Genomic DNA, 16,971 nt, shown 5'->3' on the forward strand with positions numbered 1-16,971 from the left:
GAAATTATCTTGCTAAACTGTTTAGATAATCTTGTACTTTTTTTGTGTCGTAATCTGCCATACCATCGTGGCGGGTAGCAATTTTACCGTTCTTATCTAAAATAAAAGTGGTTGGAATTGTCTGTGTTTGAAACATTGCCGGAACGCTGCCGGCCGGCATATAAACCGGGAATGTATAGTCCTTCTTTGCAATGAATTTCTTCACTTTTGCAATACCTCCTTCGTCTACAGAAAGCATTACGAAAGCAATGTTTTTGTTCCCTTTCATTTTATCATACAAACCCTGAATTCCAGGCATTTCGGCTACGCAAGGCGGGCACCAGGTTGCCCAAATATTCAGAAAAATCACTTTGTTTTTCAGGGTACTAAATTTTATTACATTACCGTTCAGGTCCTGCAAAAGAAAGTCCTGAAATACAGATTCTGAAAATGGTTCGACTGTTGGTGCATTTACATTTATGGGTGCTGTATTTTCATTTTGCGGCTTTAACGTTGGTTGTATAATGCCGGTAGCCAACAAAGCCCGTTGCACCTGGCCGATGGCTTCGGTATGCAAACCGGTCAGGTATAGAAACCCGAAAATGATAAGCGTATAAACCCAGCCGGGTATGCTTTTTATAGAAAACTTATCTTTATGCATGCGTTGTCGTTTTAGAGCAGCCTTTTTAATAGTATAAGTGAAAGTGTTGTAATTGAAATTACGATACTTACTAAACACTGATAGCGCCATCTAATCCGGATTTTTCCTGATCGTTTAGATCTGTTTCTGCAGCGTGTAATTCCGGTTCGGTAACATTTTCGCCAGAGTTTTTCTCTTTAAAAGGATACCATTGTTGCTGTAAAAACGAGTTCGGATATTTTTCAACTTCATTAAAACCAAGCTCAATATCGCGGCCATCTTCCGGCATATAAGCAGTTGCGAACAAATAATCCCAGAGACTTAAGCTGATACCATAATTTGCTCCGTATTTGCGCGGCATGTGTTTGGCATGATGCCAGATGTGCATTTGCGGATTATTAAAAACGTATTTCAGAGGGCCCAAAGGCAACCTGAAATTGGAATGGTTAAAGTGGCCGATAGAAGTTGCAAAAATATGCACCAGGAAAAAATCCTGAATTCCGAAACCGATCATGGCCAGCGGAATATATTCCAAAACCCGGTAAACTATTGTTTCGCCCCAATGGAAGCGTAAGTGCGCGGCAAAACCCATTTGCTGAACCGAGTGGTGTACTTTGTGAATTTTCCAGAGAAACGGGGAGCGATGCAGCAAACGGTGAACATTCCATTGAATAAAATCGCGGACGATGAAAAGCGTAAGTAATTGCGCCCAAACCGGCCATGATTGCACCTTAAAAGCTACTAAATTCTGTATGCCGAAAAGCGCCAGGAAATCATTAAAAGCCTGAACCCCGATGTTGGAAATGGCATTGAAACCGATAAGGGAAAACAGGAAAAAGTTGAAGAACATGTAAAAACCGTCGAGCCAGAAATCCTGCCGGATGCGGGCCTGGTGCTGACGCCACGGAGCAACAATTTCGAGCAGCCAGAAAAACAGCGACAAACCAAGCAGCCAGTAGAAATAATTTCCCCAATGCGGGTTCAGAATTTCCCGCCACAGGTAGCCACCGTAATCGGAGAACGATGCAGTAAATATGTTCCAGTATTTTTCCATGGCTGAATAATTGGGTGGACTTCAAAATCTAAAACAGAGGCTTTAATTTTCTACGGGTAGGCCGGCGTTTTTCAGATCTTCAAAACCTTTGGTATCGTACACTTTTTTAAAACCCAGCTTCTGCATCAACGCTTTCGTTTCACCGCTGCGGCCGCCCATTGCGCAATATACCAGGTAAGGCTTTTCGCGGTCCAGATCCTGGATCCTGGTTTCAAAATCTGCATCGTATTTATTGAGCAACACGGCATTTTTCAGGTGACCGCCAGCATATTCTTCCGGCGTGCGCACATCTAAAATTACCAGGTCTTCTTCCTTTTCCAGCAAGGCTTTTGCCTCATCGGTATCAATAGTTTTTACGGCCTGAACCATACCATTTTCCGTCTGTTCTGTAGTTATCGAAGCGGCAGAAGTTGCCTTATTTGCTTCCTGGTTACAGGCCGAAAAGATCAAGGGAATGGCAAATATTAAGCAGATCGGTTTCATAATTTTATGCAGTTTTAGAGTTTAAAGCCCGAATTTAATGATTATTAACGAGTTGGTACAGCCTGAACATATAGTCGTGAAGAAGTGTTCCTGGGTGATTTTTGATCCGAACCAGTTTTAAGGCAGAAAAGGATAGCGTTTTGTAAAAGTTAAAATACTTGTGATAAGGTCCTGGTTTGAAGTTACCTGAGAATATTTCAATTCTTCTTAGCCTGCAATATGAAAAATGCGTAAAGTGCTGAAAGGAAGCTTTATAGATTGTTTTTAGTGTAATGCATGTTATCAGGCTTTTTGTTTGAAAGCATATTTGAACCGCTTTTTCCTTAAATATTGCTGGTAATGAAGTGTTTATGAAGTGTATTTGCAATAAGATACTTGTTTTTTGATACTGAGCCTGTTAGTGAAATGGAATTGAATATTTAACTTTTACAGAGATGAAAAATTTACTCCGCATCCGTTATGTATATATTATAGCGGTGGTTTTCACTTTATTAAATTCAATTTTCTTTCTGATTTCAGGCGTAATAGAATCCGTCCATGGGTTCGAGATATTTTTCAGAAAGCTCCGGAGCGGTGAGAAAATTTTAATTGGCGTTTATTTTATGGAATCGCTGGATAGGTTTCTTGTAGCCTTTGTATTTATGATCTTCAGTTTAGGTATCTGGAAACTATTTTATGTAAAAAACGATCAGGCTGTAGACCTGCCGGCCTGGCTCCAGATAAGTTCTTTAAAAGACCTGAAAATTCTGCTCTGGGAAACAATTATGGTAACGTTGGTGGTTTTTACAATTTCCATGATCGTGAATACAACTGCGGAAGAAGGTGTCAGTTTAGATAGTTTGGAGTGGAATGCATTGGTGCTTCCGGCCATCATTCTGACTTTGTCTGTTAGTTTGTATTTTATGCGGAAGGAGTAAATTCTGCCGGAATGAGTTTTTAGACCCCAAAGCATAGCGTTTTTCTTTCAGCTAAAATATAATGCAGCAATGGTACAATACAGTTGAAAAGCTATTAAGCAGTTTCGACTTTTTCCATGCTTTTGCCTACCGTTTTTGTAGCTCAATGCGGTAATTTATTTTGGAATGATCTGTAGTAAAGGAAGCTTGCCTTTGACTTTGGTAACGCAGCCGTTAATGGAGGAAAATTTCTTTCAGAATAATATAAACCCCCATCAGGAGCACAAACCAGCCGAAACCGGTTTTCAGTTTATCGGCATGAATGCGGTGGGAGAGTGCAGAACCTATAAAAATACCAACAACCGAAAGTCCTGAAAATACAACCAGAAAACTCCAGTCGATGTTGTAATTGAAAATATCGCCTACAAAACCAAACAGCGAATTGGCTGAAATAATTAGCAGGGAAGTACCCACGGCCATGCGCATATCGAGCTTGCTGAAAAGCACCAGCGCCGGAATAATTAAAAATCCGCCGCCAGCGCCTACCATGCCCGAAATTAAACCAACCGATACGCCCTGAATCAATAAAGCAGGTTTGTTTGGAATGTGATCTTCCTGCTCGGCTGTACTCACAATGTATTTTTGCTTTTTGATCATGCTCATAGAAGCAAAGATCATCAGCACTGCAAACAAGACCATAAGCAGCAAACCTTTGGTAATATTAAAGGAACCAATCGCAGCAATATGTTCGGGAATTGCCGGTACAATAAACCGGCGCGTGAGAAAAACGGTGAGCAGGGAAGGAACCCCGAAAAGGAAAGCGGTTCGGAAACTTACCAGTTCTTTCTGATAAAATTTATAACTGCCTACCAGACTAGTAGTTCCAACTACAAACAGCGAATAGGCCATAGAAATTACCGGGTTCAGACGCATCAGGTAAACCAGGATCGGTACGGTTAAAATGGAGCCGCCGCTACCGGTTAGGCCCAGCGTGAGTCCGATCAGCAAAGCAGCAAAGTATCCGAGAATTTCCATAAAATCTAAATAAACTTCCGTCCCAAAATTACCCGGCAGCAAAGCGGTTTTGGGTAACTATTAGCACGCTGGAATATTGAACTCAAAATTAGTTTTTCTAACTGAAAGGATAGCGTTTTTCTGCTGTTTTATAGTTTATTGTGTTGTTATTGTTTTTGCCAATTGGTTCTTGAACAACATTGTTCCTGAGGTAATTACTTTTTTGGGTGAAAACCATAGCGTTTTATTTTCGAAATATAACTTTCCATTGAATTTCGAAACGTGCTTTTCGGGTAAAGCACTTGAACTGTTTAGCGAAAAACAGGCTTTTCAACTTCTTAAAGCGTATAGAAAATGGCTGAATTATGCCCGGCTAACTGCTTCAGGTTTTTATGAAAAGCCGGATTTAACCATCATTTCAAGCCGCAAGACCATGCATTATATCAAGTTTTTGAATGAAATAGGGCTGAAAGATCTGGAAGTTGTTGGCGGAAAGAATGCGTCTTTGGGTGAAATGTTCAACCAGCTCGCGCCGGCCGGAATAAACGTGCCCGATGGTTTTGCAACCACTTCCCGCGCATACTGGGAATTTCTGGAGCAGAACGAGCTAAGTGAACCTCTAGCGCAGATTTTAGCAAAACTCGATCAGGTGAATTTCAGCAATTTGGCTACTGTGGGAAAACAGGCCCGCGAACTGCTTTTGAACTGTATTCTGCCCGATAATATCAGCGATGCGATTCGAAAAGGCTATGCTTATCTGCAGAAAAACTATGGTCCGGATTTTACGCTTGCCGTACGCAGCAGCGCCACCGCCGAAGATCTGCCAAATGCCAGTTTTGCGGGTCTGCAGGAATCTTTTCTGAACGTTCGGGGCATTGAAAATCTGCTGCAGGCTTGCCATTATTGTTACGTTTCACTGTTTACCGACCGGGCCATAAAATACCGTGTCGATAATGGTTTTGACCACATTAAAGTGGCGCTTTCCATTGGCGTGCAACTCATGGTGCGTTCCGATCTGGCAAGTTCCGGCGTTATTTTTACCCTCGATCCGGATACCGGTTTTGAAAATATCGTTTTGATATCGGGTTCCTGGGGCTTGGGAGAAAACGTGGTGCAAGGCCACGTAAATGCCGATGAATTTATGGTTTTCAAATCGATGCTTGGCATAGCGAAACAACCCATCATTTCTAGAAAACTGGGCAGCAAATCCAAAACCATGGTATATGCCGATGTGCAGGGAAATACGCTTTTTCATCCTGCCGAAGCTATTGTAAACCAAGTTACTTCTTCAGAAAAACGGGAACAATTCTGTCTTTCGGATGAAGAAGTAATGAAGCTGGCGGAATGGGCTTGCCTGATTGAAAAACACTATGGCCGGCCAATGGACCTGGAGTGGGCGAAAGACGGCAAAACAAACCAGCTTTTTATGGTGCAGGCGCGGCCGGAAACGGTGCAGAGCAAGCAAAAAAACAAAGTTGAATTTGTACAATACAAACTGCAGGATAAGGGGCAACTTTTATGCAAAGGTATAGGGCTGAGCAACAAGATCGTGAGCGGAACAGCCCGGATCTTACATGCGCCTTCGGAAATCAATAAACTGCAACAAGGTGAAGTGCTGGTAACGCATAAAACCGACCCCGACTGGGACCCGATCCTGAAAAAAGCCACGGCCATAATAACTGATCAGGGCGGAAGAACTAGCCATGCGGCTATTGTGGCCCGTGAAGTAGGAGCGGTTGCAGTGGTTGGCTGCGGAAATGCCACGCAAAGTATTCAGGATGGACAAATTGTAACGGTAAGTACTGCCGAAAGCGAAACCGGATCTGTGTATGATGGCAAGCTGCCCTGGACCGAAACCCGCACCGATCTGGAAACGGTAGTAAAACCGCGCACAAAAGTCATGCTTATTCTCGGCGATCCGGAACAGGCTTTCAAATATTCTTTTCTGCCGAACGATGGCGTAGGCCTGATGCGCATGGAATTTATTGTGGCTAATACCATCCGGATTCACCCCATGGCGCTGAAGCATTTTAATAAGCTGGAAAATGCAGAAGCCCGGAAACAGATAGAAGCATTAACGCACCATTTTCCGGATAAGGAAACGTATTTTGTGCAGCAACTTGCCGAAGCCACCGCCCAGATCGCGGCCGCATTTTACCCCAAAGATGTAATTGTGCGCATGAGCGATTTCAAAACAAACGAATACGCAAACCTGATTGGAGGAAAGCAATTTGAATTTACCGAAGCCAATCCGATGATCGGCTTTAGGGGTGCTTCGAGGTATTACAATCCGCTTTACCAGGATGGTTTTGAGCTGGAATGCCGGGCCATGAAAAAAGTGCGGGAAGAAATGGGCCTCAACAATATCAAACTCATGATACCGTTTTGCCGCACCGAAAAAGAAGCTCTGGAAGTAATAGCCCTGATGGAAAAATTCGGGCTGAAGCGCTGCGAAAACGGCCTGGAACTTTACATGATGGTGGAAATACCGAGCAACGCACTTTTAGCTGAAACATTTGCCAAACACTTCGACGGTTTTTCTATTGGCTCCAACGATCTTACGCAGCTAACTTTAGGCGCCGACCGCGATTCAGAATTGCTCTGCGATATTTTCAGTCCATTCGACCCGGCGGTGCAGCAACTCATCGTGATGACGCTGGAAAAAGCTAAAAAAACGCACACCAAAACCGGCCTTTGCGGACAAGCCCCTTCCGATTATCCGGAGTATGCAAGTTTTCTGGTGCAGCATGGCATAGACAGCGTTTCCTTTAACCCCGATGCGCTTATAAAAGGCATGAAGAATATGGTGAAAGCTGAAAAAGCACTGCATAATAAGCCGCCTTTTCCGGAGGAAGATCATAAAATATTGGGTTGAAAACGATATGGTTTTAAGCCTGAAAAGTAGGGGCCGGCGCATTGATCCACTTTTCAAACCTAAGCTTCTTTTAGTTAGAAGATACCATTAAATTAAGATCATTTATTCCCTTCCTCCTGAATCTGATAAAGTTCTGCGTAGAGCTTTCCGCGCTTTAGGAGTTCATCGTGTGTTCCTTCTTCGGCAATTACACCGTTGTTTATAACCAGAATTTTATTGGCTTTTACCAGGTTGCAGAGCCGGTGGGTGATGGTAATAACCGTGCGACCTTTCATTAAATTTTCCAGCGCATCCATTACGCTTTTTTCTACTTCGGTATCGAGGGAGGCGGTGGGTTCGTCCAGGATCAGGATGGGGGAGTTGCGCACAATGGCCCGGGCTATGCCAATGCGCTGGCGTTCGCCGCCGGAAAGCGTCATGCCTCTTTCGCCTACCAAAGTATCGTAACCCAGCGGCAGCCGGCAAATGAAGTCGTGGGCATTGGCTTTTCCGGCAGCTTCCGTGATTTCATCTTCCGTGGCTTCGGGCCGTCCGTAGGCAATGTTTTCGCGGATGGTGCCATAGAAAAGCACGGTTTCCTGCAGCACAAAACTGATCTGTATGCGCAGCCCTTCGAGTTTGTAATCTTTAATATCCTTGCCGTCTATCAGGATGCGACCGGCATCGGGTTCATAAAAGCGGGGAATAAGGCTGGCAATGGTGGTTTTTCCGCTTCCGGTAGGGCCGCAAATGCCAATATGCTGTCCGGCTTCTATGGAAAAACTGATATCTTTCAAAACCTGATTAGCTGGAACATAAGCAAAGGCTACGTTCTCGAAAACGATATTTCCTTTTAACTGACCGGGTTCGGTGGCGCCTGGTTTTTCCTTAATTACATTATCGGTTTCCAGGATCTGCTGAATTCTTTCCAGGGCTACCATTGCCTGCGCAATGTTGGTGGTCATTTTAGCCAGGTTCTTTACCGGGTTGAAAAATTTATTCAGGTAGGAAAGAAAAACCGTTAAAGCCCCTATGGTCATGGCGCCGCCGATTACCAGCCTTGCCCCGCGCCAGAGCACAAAAGCCGTGCAGGCAGAAACGGTTAAGGTTACAACCGGCGATATGATGGATTTTACTTTCCGGGCTTTTAATGCGGCCATAATGGTTTCGTAACTAATTCTTTTTAACCGGTCTTCTTCCAGGTCCTGCCTTCCGAAAGCGTTTATGGCACGCACCGATTCCAGGCCTTGCTGCAGAACCGCTACCATTACGGCCTGGTCTTTTCTTACTTCGTGGGTGGCTTTTTTTACGGCCGTTTTAAACCGGATCACGAACAATAGCAGGAACGGCGACACCCCGACCAGCATCAGCGTAAAATCCCAGTTCAGGTAAAACATCAGCCCGAGCATGCCCAAAATAGTAAGCGCATCGATGAGAATACTCAGCAGCGTTTCGGAAGCAAAATCCTGAATGGTAGATACATCGGAAGTAATGGTGCTGAGCAATTTGCCAACCTGGTGCGTATCGTAATAAGAAAGGGAAAGCCGGAGCAGGTGAAGGTACATTTTCCGGCGGAGATCGTTGGCTACGTATTGCGCCACACTTTCGGTAAAATAACTGTTTATATAACTGGCCAGTCCGCCTAAAATGGTAAACACGATCATGGCTATGGCTGCCGCTGCCGCCAGCCGCATTTTGTTTTCTTCCAGCGAAATTCCTTTAATCCAGGCCAGCCAGTCTGGAAGGCGATGGTCGCCGATCACGTTGTCTATAATTACTTTCAGAGGCCAGGGCGTTGCCAGGCTCATGGCTGTTTCGGCCAGCATGGCAGCAAAAATGATGAGGAGCCATTTGTAATATGGCTTTACCAAGCTTAATACCAATAAGGTCAGGTTCTGGACAGGCGGCAGCGCATCCATTTCAGGATCTGGTACATGGTGCCTGCATGGGGAGTTTTTGCGCATGAAACCCTATCGTTTTTTGTTTGGATTGCCCCTTTTGTGCGTGTTCAGTTGGGTAATTATTTGTTTATACGGATTAAAAATGGGCAGGAAATTTTTGTTTAATTCCGGCAATTTTGATAAATAAACCGAAGGCCAAGGCTTTACTTTTTTATGCCTAAATTATAGCGTTTTAAGAATGGGAAGCTTTTGGGGTTCGGCCGGTATTACCTGTAAATAGACAGCCACAAGGCTGAAATTACTTGAACCGCGATGCCCGGAAAAACCAGCGTTTTAGTAGTTCGGCGGTTATTGCGTAAAGCAGTACCATTCCAGTAATGGCCAGAGCTTCATAAACGTGCGCGATCGAAAGGCTGAGTAAAGGCCCCAGCGGCGAAACCGGTAACAAGACAGTGAAAGCCAACGCTAAAATTGCCGCTATTGAAAGCAGTTTCCCGGGCCGGCTTTGGAAGATCGGTTTTCGGGTTCGGATGATAAAAACAATTATGAGCTCAGTTATGACCGATTCCAGGAACCAGCCGGTCTGGAAAGCATTTTCCGGGAGTTTGAAATAATTATGCAGCGCGAAAAAGGTAGCAAAATCGAAGAAAGAACTGTGGAGGCCAAAAATCAGCATGAACCGCTGAATTAAGCTGATATTCCATTTCAGCGGCTTGCTTAATTGTTCCTGATCTACCCGGTCGTAGGCTACGGCCAGGTAAGGAAAATCGGTGATGAGGTTGGTAAGCAGAATTTGTTTAGGAAGCATGGGCAGAAACGGCAGCAGCAGCGAAGCGCCGGCCACGCTGAACATATTGCCGAAGGTAGCGCCGGTGGTGGCAAAAATATATTTCATAGAATTTGAAAAAGATTTTCTGCCTTCATGCACCCCATCGGCCAGCACGGCAAGGTCTTTTTCCAACAATACAAAATCGGCAGCTTCTTTGGCTACATCTACGGCATTGTTCGTGGAAATTCCGGTATCGGCGGCATGGATCGCGGCCACGTCGTTTATGCCATCTCCTAGATATGCCACCCGGAATTTAGACTTCTTCAAAGCCCGTACGATCTGCTCTTTCTGGTAAGGTTCAATTTCGGCAAAAACATCGGTCCGGACAGCTTTTACCACCAGTGCTTCCGGCGACATGCTGGTCAGTTCGGGGCCGCTTATGAGTTTTAAGGGTCTCATCCCTAGCGTTTTGGCGGCATGAATGGCTGCATAACGATTGTCGCCGGTAATGATCTTTACCTTTATGCCCATTTTCTCCAGCCGTTCTATGGAAGCAACTACGTTCTCTTTAAAGCGGTCCTGGAGGAGAATAAATCCTCTGAAAACCAGGTGTTGTTCATCTGCAACCGTGATATCGGCTTTAGGGGTAGTTTTGGTTGCAAGGCTCAGTACCCGAAGCCCTTCCTGGCTAAACGTTTCCAGTTTTTCCTGAAATAACCGGCGTTGCTTCTCTTCCAGCGGGTGCTGACTCCCGTTCTCGTGTTGGTAGAAGCTGCAAACTTCCAGTACATTCAGCAAGGCGCCTTTAGTGATGAGGAGATATTCCGCTTTGTGTTTAACTAAAATGGTAAGCCGTTTCCGGATAAAATCATACGGGATCTCATCAGTTTTTTCGTAACCGGCAGCATCTTGCGGCATGGCTTTAATTGCTTCATCAATCGGATTGGTAAAACCGTTCTGAAAAGTGGCATTCAGGAAAGCAAATAACTTTACTTCAGGGGAAGATCTTCCGGCCGTATTTACCATGTCAAAGACCTCAACCGAGCCTTCAGTAATGGTGCCGGTTTTATCGGTACAGAGCAAATTAACTTCGCCGAAATTAAAGATTGATGAAAGCCTTTTTACGATCACTTTCTTTTCCCGCATGCGCCGGGCGCCGGCCGACATGGCAAAGGTCATGATGGCGGGCAGCAGTTCGGGCGCCATACCGATGGCCAGGGCCAGAGAAAACATGAGTGAAGTGAAAAAGGGCTTGTGAAAATAAAGGTTCGTAACTAAAATAAAAGCCGACAGCAGCACCGTGATGCGAAGTAAAAAGTAACCAAAACTTTTCAGGCCGGTTTCGAAAGCGGTAGGGGAAAACTGGGTAAGACTGTGGGCCATTTTCCCGAAAATAGTATTGCCGCCGGTGTAAATGACCAGCGCCCGGGCGGTGCCGCTCACTATACTGGTTCCCTGCCACAGGCAATTGCTTTTCTTGCTTAGCGGCGTTTCTTCGGGAAGAATAGCGGCTGCTTTGGCAACCGGAAAAGTTTCTCCCGTAAGGGTGCTTTCGTTTACGTGCAGTTCGTTGCTTTCTATAATGCGGCAATCGGCCGGGATCAGGTCGCCGGCGTTAAGGTCTACCACATCGCCGGGCACTACTTCATGCGCCGCCACGGTTACCTGTTTTCCGGCCCTTATAACCAGGTGTTTTACTTCTATGATCTGTAGCAGTTTTTCTACCGCCCGGCCGGCATGAAGCTCCTGGAGAAAGCTCAGCAGACCGGTTATGAGCAGAATGCAAAAAACGATAAGCGCATCGGAAGTTTCACCCAGAAAGACCGAGAGGATCACAACGATTATGAGCAGCAGCATAAGCGGATTGCTGAACTGCCGGAGGAACATTTTAAACTCGCGCCGGAACCTGCTTTGGATATTGGCTCTGCTTTTTTGCGCGGCTATTCGCTGCCTGGCCATGGCGGCAGAAAGGCCTTCTGCACCGGAGTGGAGCTGTTCAAAAAGTTGCTCAATACTATCGGAAGTAAGATTCACGGCTACATAAATTTATTTATCCGGCACCTAGGGCAGGCTGTTACTTTAGAACAAACAGCGTTTCTTTTGGTTATTGGGTAATGGAATTAAATAACCTTTATTAACTACTGCTGTCATTCAGAAAGGAACTTGTACTTCTGTGCTTTCAGCCAATAAATTTCACCGAATATTTTTGGGATGCACCAATCCGAGAAGGACAGGTTGGGTTGTATAGCTTATGACCATATTACTTGATATTGTACTTTTTTATTGAAAATCTATATCGTTTCTGCCAATGGAATTACCGGAAAATATACGGGCTATGGTACTGGAAAAGCAGGGTCAGCCGCTAATTCTGAAAAAGGTTCCGGTGCCGGTGCCAACGGAGCGGCAGGTGCTTGTAAAAGTGCTGGCCTGCGGGGTTTGCCGCACCGATCTGCACGTGCTGGATGGCGAACTTACTGAGCCGAAACTCCCTTTAATTCCGGGGCATGAGATCATTGGAAAAGTGGTGCGAAAAGGTGCAGAAGTAAGCGGTTTGCAGGAAGGTGATTTTGTGGGCATTCCCTGGCTTGGTTATACCTGCGGCACCTGCAAATATTGCCTGAGGAACCAGGAGAATCTGTGCGAAAATGCCAAATTCACCGGTTATACCCTGGATGGCGGTTATGCCGAATATACCGTTGCCGATGCGCGATATTGCTTCCCGATCGAAGCTGCGTTTGCCAATGCTTCTTCAGCGCCCTGGCTTTGCGCCGGACTAATCGGGTACCGTTCTTTTAAAATGGCGGGAGAACTAACCAAAAATTTAGGGATCTATGGTTTTGGTGCTGCAGCGCATATCGTTATTCAGCTGGCGCTTTATCGGAAGAAAAATGTATTTGCTTTTACCCGCGACGGCGATATTGCTACTCAGAAATTTGCCCTGAACCTGGGCGCCACCTGGGCCGGAAATTCAACTGACACGCCGCCGCAGTTGCTCGATGCCGCCATCATTTTTGCACCGGTCGGCAGCCTGGTTCCCAAAGCTCTGAAAGACATAGACAAAGGCGGAACGGTGGTTTGCGGCGGCATTCATATGAGCGATATTCCGGGTTTTCCTTAAAAAGACCTTTGGGGCGAACGCACGATCCGTTCCGTTGCCAATTTAACCCGGCAGGATGGGTTGGAGTTTCTGGAACTGGCCCCGAAAATTCCGGTAAAAACCGAAACGCATTTATTCCCGCTTGCGCAGGCCAACGAAGCGTTGGAAGCACTCCGGAACGGCAAATTTCAGGGCGCGGCGGTGTTGGTAATGGAGTAGCTTTTAAGTTTTTTTTCAGAAAAACGATAGGGTTTTTGCCTTGAAAAGTGCTGGCCTTAGGTTTTATGCTGCAAAAGCCTTTGCCATTCACTTATTTCTGAACCGATAACGTGCCATCCTTTTCCAGCACAATCCGGGTTCCGAACCGGCTGCTTTCTTGTTGCAGCACTTTTGCCAGCCAGGCTGCATCTTCTTTCAAAGCTTTATGCAACCGGAAACTGCGCATTTGCATGGGCACCATTTTAAGCGATAAAAGTTTGCCGGTAGCCGGATCCAGGGTAGGGAAATACATCAGCGAAAGATCGCCGCGGAAATCGTCGTTCGATTTTATGCCTTCATAATCATTTATCAGGTCGCCGGCGCCGTACAAAATAAGCTTGCCTTTATAAATTTCCAGCGGCCGTGGGTGGTGCGATGAATGGCCGTGGATCAGGACTACACCTGCTTCTTCAATAAGCCGGTGCGCAAAATGCCGGTGGACCGGAGGAATATCGTAGCCCCAGTTGCTTCCCCAATGCACTGAAAAAACCACCACATCGCCGGGTTGTTTCACTTTCCGGACTTCCGCTTTGATTTGCTGCACCATGTTTTCGCTCAGGTCCGGCAGGAAATTAATACCGGATCGATTTGCGGTTGCTGTCCAGTCTGCCGGTACGCCGCTGCCCGGAGAGCCGTAGGCAAAAACCAGAACCCGGTTTTGTTTCACTTTCAGAACAACAGGTTTGGAAGCTTCCTGAATATTTTCTCCGGCGCCGGCAAAAGGCAGGCCTGCTTTCCGGAGGGTTTGCAGCGTTTCCAGCAAACCGGGGCGGCTCCAGTCTAACGTGTGGTTATTGGCCAGGCTGCAGAAATCAATGCCGGCTTGGGTAAGCACCGGAATATTGGCCGGATGCATGCGGTATTGCACCGGTTTCCCGGGCCAGGGTTCCGGATGAGTGGTAACGCTGGTTTCGAGGTTTATTAGTTTCATGTCCGGCTGCATTTTCTGCCACACCGCAAAGGCATCGCCCCACACATAATTGTAGGGTACCGGTTTGGGAATGGGGCCATTTACTTTTTCCGCCAGCTTTACGTACTCCCGCGCATCTTTTACATAATCCTCATAAAGCTTAGGGTCGACGGAATTTGGCAAAACCTGGTCAATGGCCCGGCCGGGCATTACATCGCCTGCTAAAAACAGGGTGATAGCAGAAGCAGGTTGCGAAGAAATACCCGAAGAATTTTGCTGCATAGAGTTTGAATGATTGCTTAAAGGCAACACCAGTAAAGAAAATAAAATTAACCCTGTCTTCCTTAAATTCATTTTAAAGCTCTGTTTTGCAGCGATCCCGGCAACTTCCCTTTCCGGTTCTGTCACCTTGCTATTTCTGTAACCTTTCTCCGATGTAAGTCATCAGCTCCTGTATGGTCTGAATCTTCCCGTAATCTTCTCCGGGGTTTGTATGCCGAATTGTTCATCCAGGGCTACGATAAACTGCAGGTAATCGAAAGAATCTATTCCTAAACTCTGGCGGATATTTTCGTCGGGCTGCAGCTTTTCGGGTTCGGTATCGGGGGCGATGCTTTTGAGTTTTTGCACCATGGTTTGTTTTATTTCTTCGGCGGTCATAGGGTTTCGGGTTGCTGTAAATAGTTTTTCAGGAAGGTCAGGAATTTGCTGCCGGTACTGCCGTCGGAAGCGCGGTGGTCGGCGGCTAAGGTTGCGGTTAAAACGGGACGGACATCCAGCATGCCGTTTTCGGCCCAGGGCTGCAGCGTAATGCCGCCAAAACCTACCAGCGCGACCTGCGGCGGATAAATTACGCCGTACACGGTTTCCACGCTCACTTCGCCTAAACTGGTAACGGTAATGGTTGAGTCAGCGAGTTCGGAACTGCGCAACCGTAAGGCTCTTGCTCTTGGAATAAGGTCGTTCAAAGCCTGCATAATTTCATCCGAGGTTTTCAGGTCGGCATCGTGAATGGCAGGCACAATTATGCCTCCGGTGCGCAAACTCACCACGTACCCTATATGGATGCTGTTTTGCCGCTGCAGGCCGTTTTCCCAGGTTGCATTCAGATCGGGTACGTCGTTCAGGGCCTGGGCTACGGCTTTAAAAAGCAGGGCTGCCGGCAGCAAGCGTTCTTTTACCGGCCGCTGTTTATTCCTTTCCGAAAGCCAGGCCAGGGCCTTGGTCATATCGATCTTCGTTTCGAGGTAATAATGCGGAATTTCCAGGTTCGATTTACTCATAGCCGCGGCTACAGCCATGCGAATGGTTTCCGGCGAAAATCCGGTAGCAGGTTTTTGAGTTTTTTCCTCTAGAACAATAGCGTTTTTCACTTCGGGTTCGCCAGTTTTTTCTTCCGGAATGATATCGTTTTGTGGTTCAGCTACGGCAGTTTTTCCGGCTTCCGGCGTAGCGATTTCCGGTTGAATTTTCGGCTGTGTTTCGGGTTGCGCTGGTGCCTTTGGCGGAGCTGTCTCCGGTTTAGCTTTTGGAGAAGTTTGGGCCGCAATGGCATGTTCCACATCTTCCCGCACAATGGCGCCTTCCGGACCGGTTCCATGCACAGTAGCCATATCGATCCCTTTTTCTGCGGCAATTCTCCGGGCCAGCGGCGACGCACGGAGGTGGTGTGTTTTCACCCAGCCTTTCTGAATTTTTGGGGTTGGTTCAGCTTCTTTTTCAGTTTCAGAAATTGCTGTTTTTTCGACCTCAACTGCAGATGCTTCTTCTTTTCCGGCGGAAGGAAGATTTGGGGCAGTTTCACTTGGCGAAATGATGGTTGCCATAATGGAGCCAACCGGCACTTTTTCGTCTTCTTTTATGAGCAGTTTGCCAATAATGCCTTCCTCAAAACACTCGATCTCGATGATGCCTTTCTGGGTTTCCACTTCGGCAATGATGTCGCCTTTTTTGATCTGGTCGCCGGGCTTTACGCGCCATTCCTGAAGGAAGCCGCTTTCCATGTCGGCGCCGAGGCTGGGCATTCGGAATTCAGGCATGGTTCAGCATTTTTTTGATGGCACGTACGATCTGTTCAGGTTGGGGCACCGCCGCATCTTCCAGGTGCTTCGGGTAGGGGATCGGGACTTCGACGCCGCAGAGCCGTTGTACCGGCGCATCGAGGTCATAAAAACTTTTTTCAGAAATGCGGGAGCTTATTTCCGAAGAAATACTCACACTCCGGCTGGCATCTTCCACCAGAAAAGCGCGGTTGGTTTTGGCCACAGAATTCATGATGGGTTCATCATCCAAAGGCCGCAAAACTCGCAGGTCAATCACCTCCGAATCTATGCCGTTTAATGCTAATTCTGCTGCCGCATCCAGGCATTTATACACGCCGGTTCCGTAGGGTATCAGGGAAATATCCTTGCCTTCGCACCGCACTTTTGCTTTGCTTATGTCTACCGTTTCCGAAGGGTTTGGCAATTCTTTTTCGTGGTTCAGCAAAGAAGTATATTCGAAAATAATGACCGGATCAGGATCGGCCAAAGCGGGTCCGAGCAGGTGGCGGGCATCTTCGTGGGTGCCGGCCGAAAGAATATTTAAGCCAGGAATATGGGCAAAAAGCGGTTCCAAACTGTGCGAATGCTGCGCAGCTAGCTGACGCTCAAGCCCGGCGCTCATTCTGATCACCAAAGGCACGTTCAGTTTTCCGCCAGACATGTGCTGCAGCGTAGCCGCGTTATTGGCAATTTGATCCAACGCCAGCAAACTGATATTGATGTTCATGATCTCCACGAAAGTCCGCATACCGCCTAACGCCGCACCAATTCCCGTGCATGTAAAACCGGCTTCGGAAAGCGGCGTGTCCATGATGCGTTCCGGGCCGAATTCCTGCAGCAGGTTCTTGCTGACGGCAAAAGCGCCCCCGTAATGGTCCACGTCTTCGTCCATCATAAACACCAGTTCGTCGGCCGTCAGAGCTTCCCGGAGGGCTTGCTTCAGGCATTCGCGGTAGGTTATCAGGTTGCTTTCCATAGGCTTGGTTTGCTTTTTCGCTATACGTAAACTTTGCCAGTTCCTCCACCGGTTCGAAGCTGCAGGTTTCGGCAAATTCCACGGCCTGCTGCACCACT

14 protein-coding genes are annotated in these 16,971 nt (G+C 46.8%); 4 read left to right on the plus strand and 10 right to left on the minus strand.

All coding sequences use genetic code 11. From position 1 onward, the window contains the following. Nucleotides 1-4: 4 nt before the first annotated feature. From ACFPIB_RS05125 to ACFPIB_RS05135, 3 genes are all read right to left on the minus strand, one after another. Nucleotides 5-640 (minus strand): TlpA family protein disulfide reductase, encoded by a 636-nt coding sequence (locus ACFPIB_RS05125; protein ID WP_378016355.1) that lies wholly within the window; start codon nt 638-640, stop codon nt 5-7. Nucleotides 641-710: 70 nt separating this feature from the next. Continuing rightward, a complete protein-coding gene (locus ACFPIB_RS05130) occupies nt 711-1,673 on the minus strand; it encodes a sterol desaturase family protein (RefSeq protein ID WP_378016356.1) in 963 nt (320 codons plus the stop codon). Between the two features lie 42 nt (nt 1,674-1,715). Further along, nucleotides 1,716-2,156 carry a rhodanese-like domain-containing protein gene (locus ACFPIB_RS05135; protein ID WP_378016357.1) on the minus strand — a complete coding sequence of 147 codons (441 nt, stop codon included), beginning with the start codon at nt 2,154-2,156 and terminating at the stop codon, nt 1,716-1,718. Nucleotides 2,157-2,590: 434 nt separating this feature from the next. Between ACFPIB_RS05135 and ACFPIB_RS05140 the strand changes: the two genes are divergently transcribed. Then, nucleotides 2,591-3,073, plus strand: a complete 483-nt coding sequence (locus ACFPIB_RS05140) for a YqhA family protein (protein WP_378016358.1) — start codon at nt 2,591-2,593, stop codon at nt 3,071-3,073. Between the two features lie 213 nt (nt 3,074-3,286). Here ACFPIB_RS05140 and ACFPIB_RS05145 read toward each other — a convergent pair whose 3' ends face one another. Next, complete coding sequence (locus ACFPIB_RS05145; RefSeq protein ID WP_378016359.1) at nt 3,287-4,087, minus strand: sulfite exporter TauE/SafE family protein; 801 nt, start codon at nt 4,085-4,087, stop codon at nt 3,287-3,289. 412 nt (nt 4,088-4,499) lie between these two features. On the opposite strand from ACFPIB_RS05145, the gene ppsA reads away from it, so the two are divergent. Further along, nucleotides 4,500-6,941 carry a phosphoenolpyruvate synthase gene (gene ppsA, locus ACFPIB_RS05150; protein WP_378016360.1) on the plus strand — a complete coding sequence of 814 codons (2,442 nt, stop codon included), beginning with the start codon at nt 4,500-4,502 and terminating at the stop codon, nt 6,939-6,941. Between the two features lie 98 nt (nt 6,942-7,039). Here ppsA and ACFPIB_RS05155 read toward each other — a convergent pair whose 3' ends face one another. Together ACFPIB_RS05155 and mgtA are read right to left on the minus strand one after the other, a co-directional pair. After that, on the minus strand, nt 7,040-8,884 hold the full coding sequence (locus ACFPIB_RS05155) for an ABC transporter ATP-binding protein (RefSeq protein WP_378016361.1): 1,845 nt from the start codon (nt 8,882-8,884) through the stop codon (nt 7,040-7,042). 235 nt (nt 8,885-9,119) lie between these two features. Continuing rightward, entirely contained in the window at nt 9,120-11,624 is a 2,505-nt protein-coding gene (gene mgtA, locus ACFPIB_RS05160; protein ID WP_378016362.1) for a magnesium-translocating P-type ATPase, read from the minus strand. A gap of 274 nt (nt 11,625-11,898) precedes the next feature. On the opposite strand from mgtA, the gene ACFPIB_RS05165 reads away from it, so the two are divergent. Continuing rightward, complete coding sequence (locus ACFPIB_RS05165) at nt 11,899-12,708, plus strand: zinc-binding alcohol dehydrogenase family protein (RefSeq protein ID WP_378016363.1); 810 nt, start codon at nt 11,899-11,901, stop codon at nt 12,706-12,708. 60 nt (nt 12,709-12,768) lie between these two features. Continuing rightward, on the plus strand, nt 12,769-12,906 hold the full coding sequence (locus ACFPIB_RS05170; RefSeq protein ID WP_378016364.1) for a hypothetical protein: 138 nt from the start codon (nt 12,769-12,771) through the stop codon (nt 12,904-12,906). 91 nt (nt 12,907-12,997) lie between these two features. Here ACFPIB_RS05170 and ACFPIB_RS05175 read toward each other — a convergent pair whose 3' ends face one another. From ACFPIB_RS05175 to ACFPIB_RS05190, 4 genes are all read right to left on the minus strand, one after another. Next, nucleotides 12,998-14,137, minus strand: a complete 1,140-nt coding sequence (locus ACFPIB_RS05175; RefSeq protein ID WP_378016365.1) for a CapA family protein — start codon at nt 14,135-14,137, stop codon at nt 12,998-13,000. A gap of 162 nt (nt 14,138-14,299) precedes the next feature. After that, on the minus strand, nt 14,300-14,515 hold the full coding sequence (locus ACFPIB_RS05180; RefSeq protein ID WP_378016366.1) for an acyl carrier protein: 216 nt from the start codon (nt 14,513-14,515) through the stop codon (nt 14,300-14,302). Continuing rightward, nucleotides 14,512-15,894 (minus strand): 2-oxo acid dehydrogenase subunit E2, encoded by a 1,383-nt coding sequence (locus ACFPIB_RS05185; protein WP_378016367.1) that lies wholly within the window; start codon nt 15,892-15,894, stop codon nt 14,512-14,514. The genes ACFPIB_RS05180 and ACFPIB_RS05185 overlap by 4 nt, the downstream gene beginning before the upstream one ends. After that, nucleotides 15,887-16,873, minus strand: coding sequence for an alpha-ketoacid dehydrogenase subunit beta (locus ACFPIB_RS05190; protein WP_378016368.1), 987 nt, complete (start codon nt 16,871-16,873; stop codon nt 15,887-15,889). Before ACFPIB_RS05190 ends, ACFPIB_RS05185 begins: the two co-directional genes overlap by 8 nt. Nucleotides 16,874-16,971: the final 98 nt, after the last annotated feature.

This window comes from Adhaeribacter terreus, from assembly GCF_042657365.1.
Classification (GTDB): Bacteria; Bacteroidota; Bacteroidia; order Cytophagales; family Hymenobacteraceae; genus Adhaeribacter_A; species Adhaeribacter_A terreus.

Excerpts from the sequence above, each read along its gene's own strand:
- ACFPIB_RS05125 (WP_378016355.1), bottom strand. The coding sequence starts at position 640 with ATGCATAAAGATAAGTTTTCTATAAAAAGCATACCCGGCTGGGTTTAT.
- ACFPIB_RS05180 (WP_378016366.1), bottom strand. The coding sequence starts at position 14,515 with ATGACCGCCGAAGAAATAAAACAAACCATGGTGCAAAAACTCAAAAGC.
- ACFPIB_RS05155 (WP_378016361.1), bottom strand. The coding sequence starts at position 8,884 with ATGCGCAAAAACTCCCCATGCAGGCACCATGTACCAGATCCTGAAATG.
- ACFPIB_RS05175 (WP_378016365.1), bottom strand. The coding sequence starts at position 14,137 with ATGCAGCAAAATTCTTCGGGTATTTCTTCGCAACCTGCTTCTGCTATC.
- ACFPIB_RS05140 (WP_378016358.1), top strand. The coding sequence starts at position 2,591 with ATGAAAAATTTACTCCGCATCCGTTATGTATATATTATAGCGGTGGTT.
- ppsA (WP_378016360.1), top strand. The coding sequence starts at position 4,500 with ATGCATTATATCAAGTTTTTGAATGAAATAGGGCTGAAAGATCTGGAA.
- ACFPIB_RS05135 (WP_378016357.1), bottom strand. The coding sequence starts at position 2,156 with ATGAAACCGATCTGCTTAATATTTGCCATTCCCTTGATCTTTTCGGCC.
- ACFPIB_RS05185 (WP_378016367.1), bottom strand. The coding sequence starts at position 15,894 with ATGCCTGAATTCCGAATGCCCAGCCTCGGCGCCGACATGGAAAGCGGC.
- ACFPIB_RS05145 (WP_378016359.1), bottom strand. The coding sequence starts at position 4,087 with ATGGAAATTCTCGGATACTTTGCTGCTTTGCTGATCGGACTCACGCTG.
- ACFPIB_RS05165 (WP_378016363.1), top strand. The coding sequence starts at position 11,899 with ATGGAATTACCGGAAAATATACGGGCTATGGTACTGGAAAAGCAGGGT.
- ACFPIB_RS05190 (WP_378016368.1), bottom strand. The coding sequence starts at position 16,873 with ATGGAAAGCAACCTGATAACCTACCGCGAATGCCTGAAGCAAGCCCTC.
- ACFPIB_RS05130 (WP_378016356.1), bottom strand. The coding sequence starts at position 1,673 with ATGGAAAAATACTGGAACATATTTACTGCATCGTTCTCCGATTACGGT.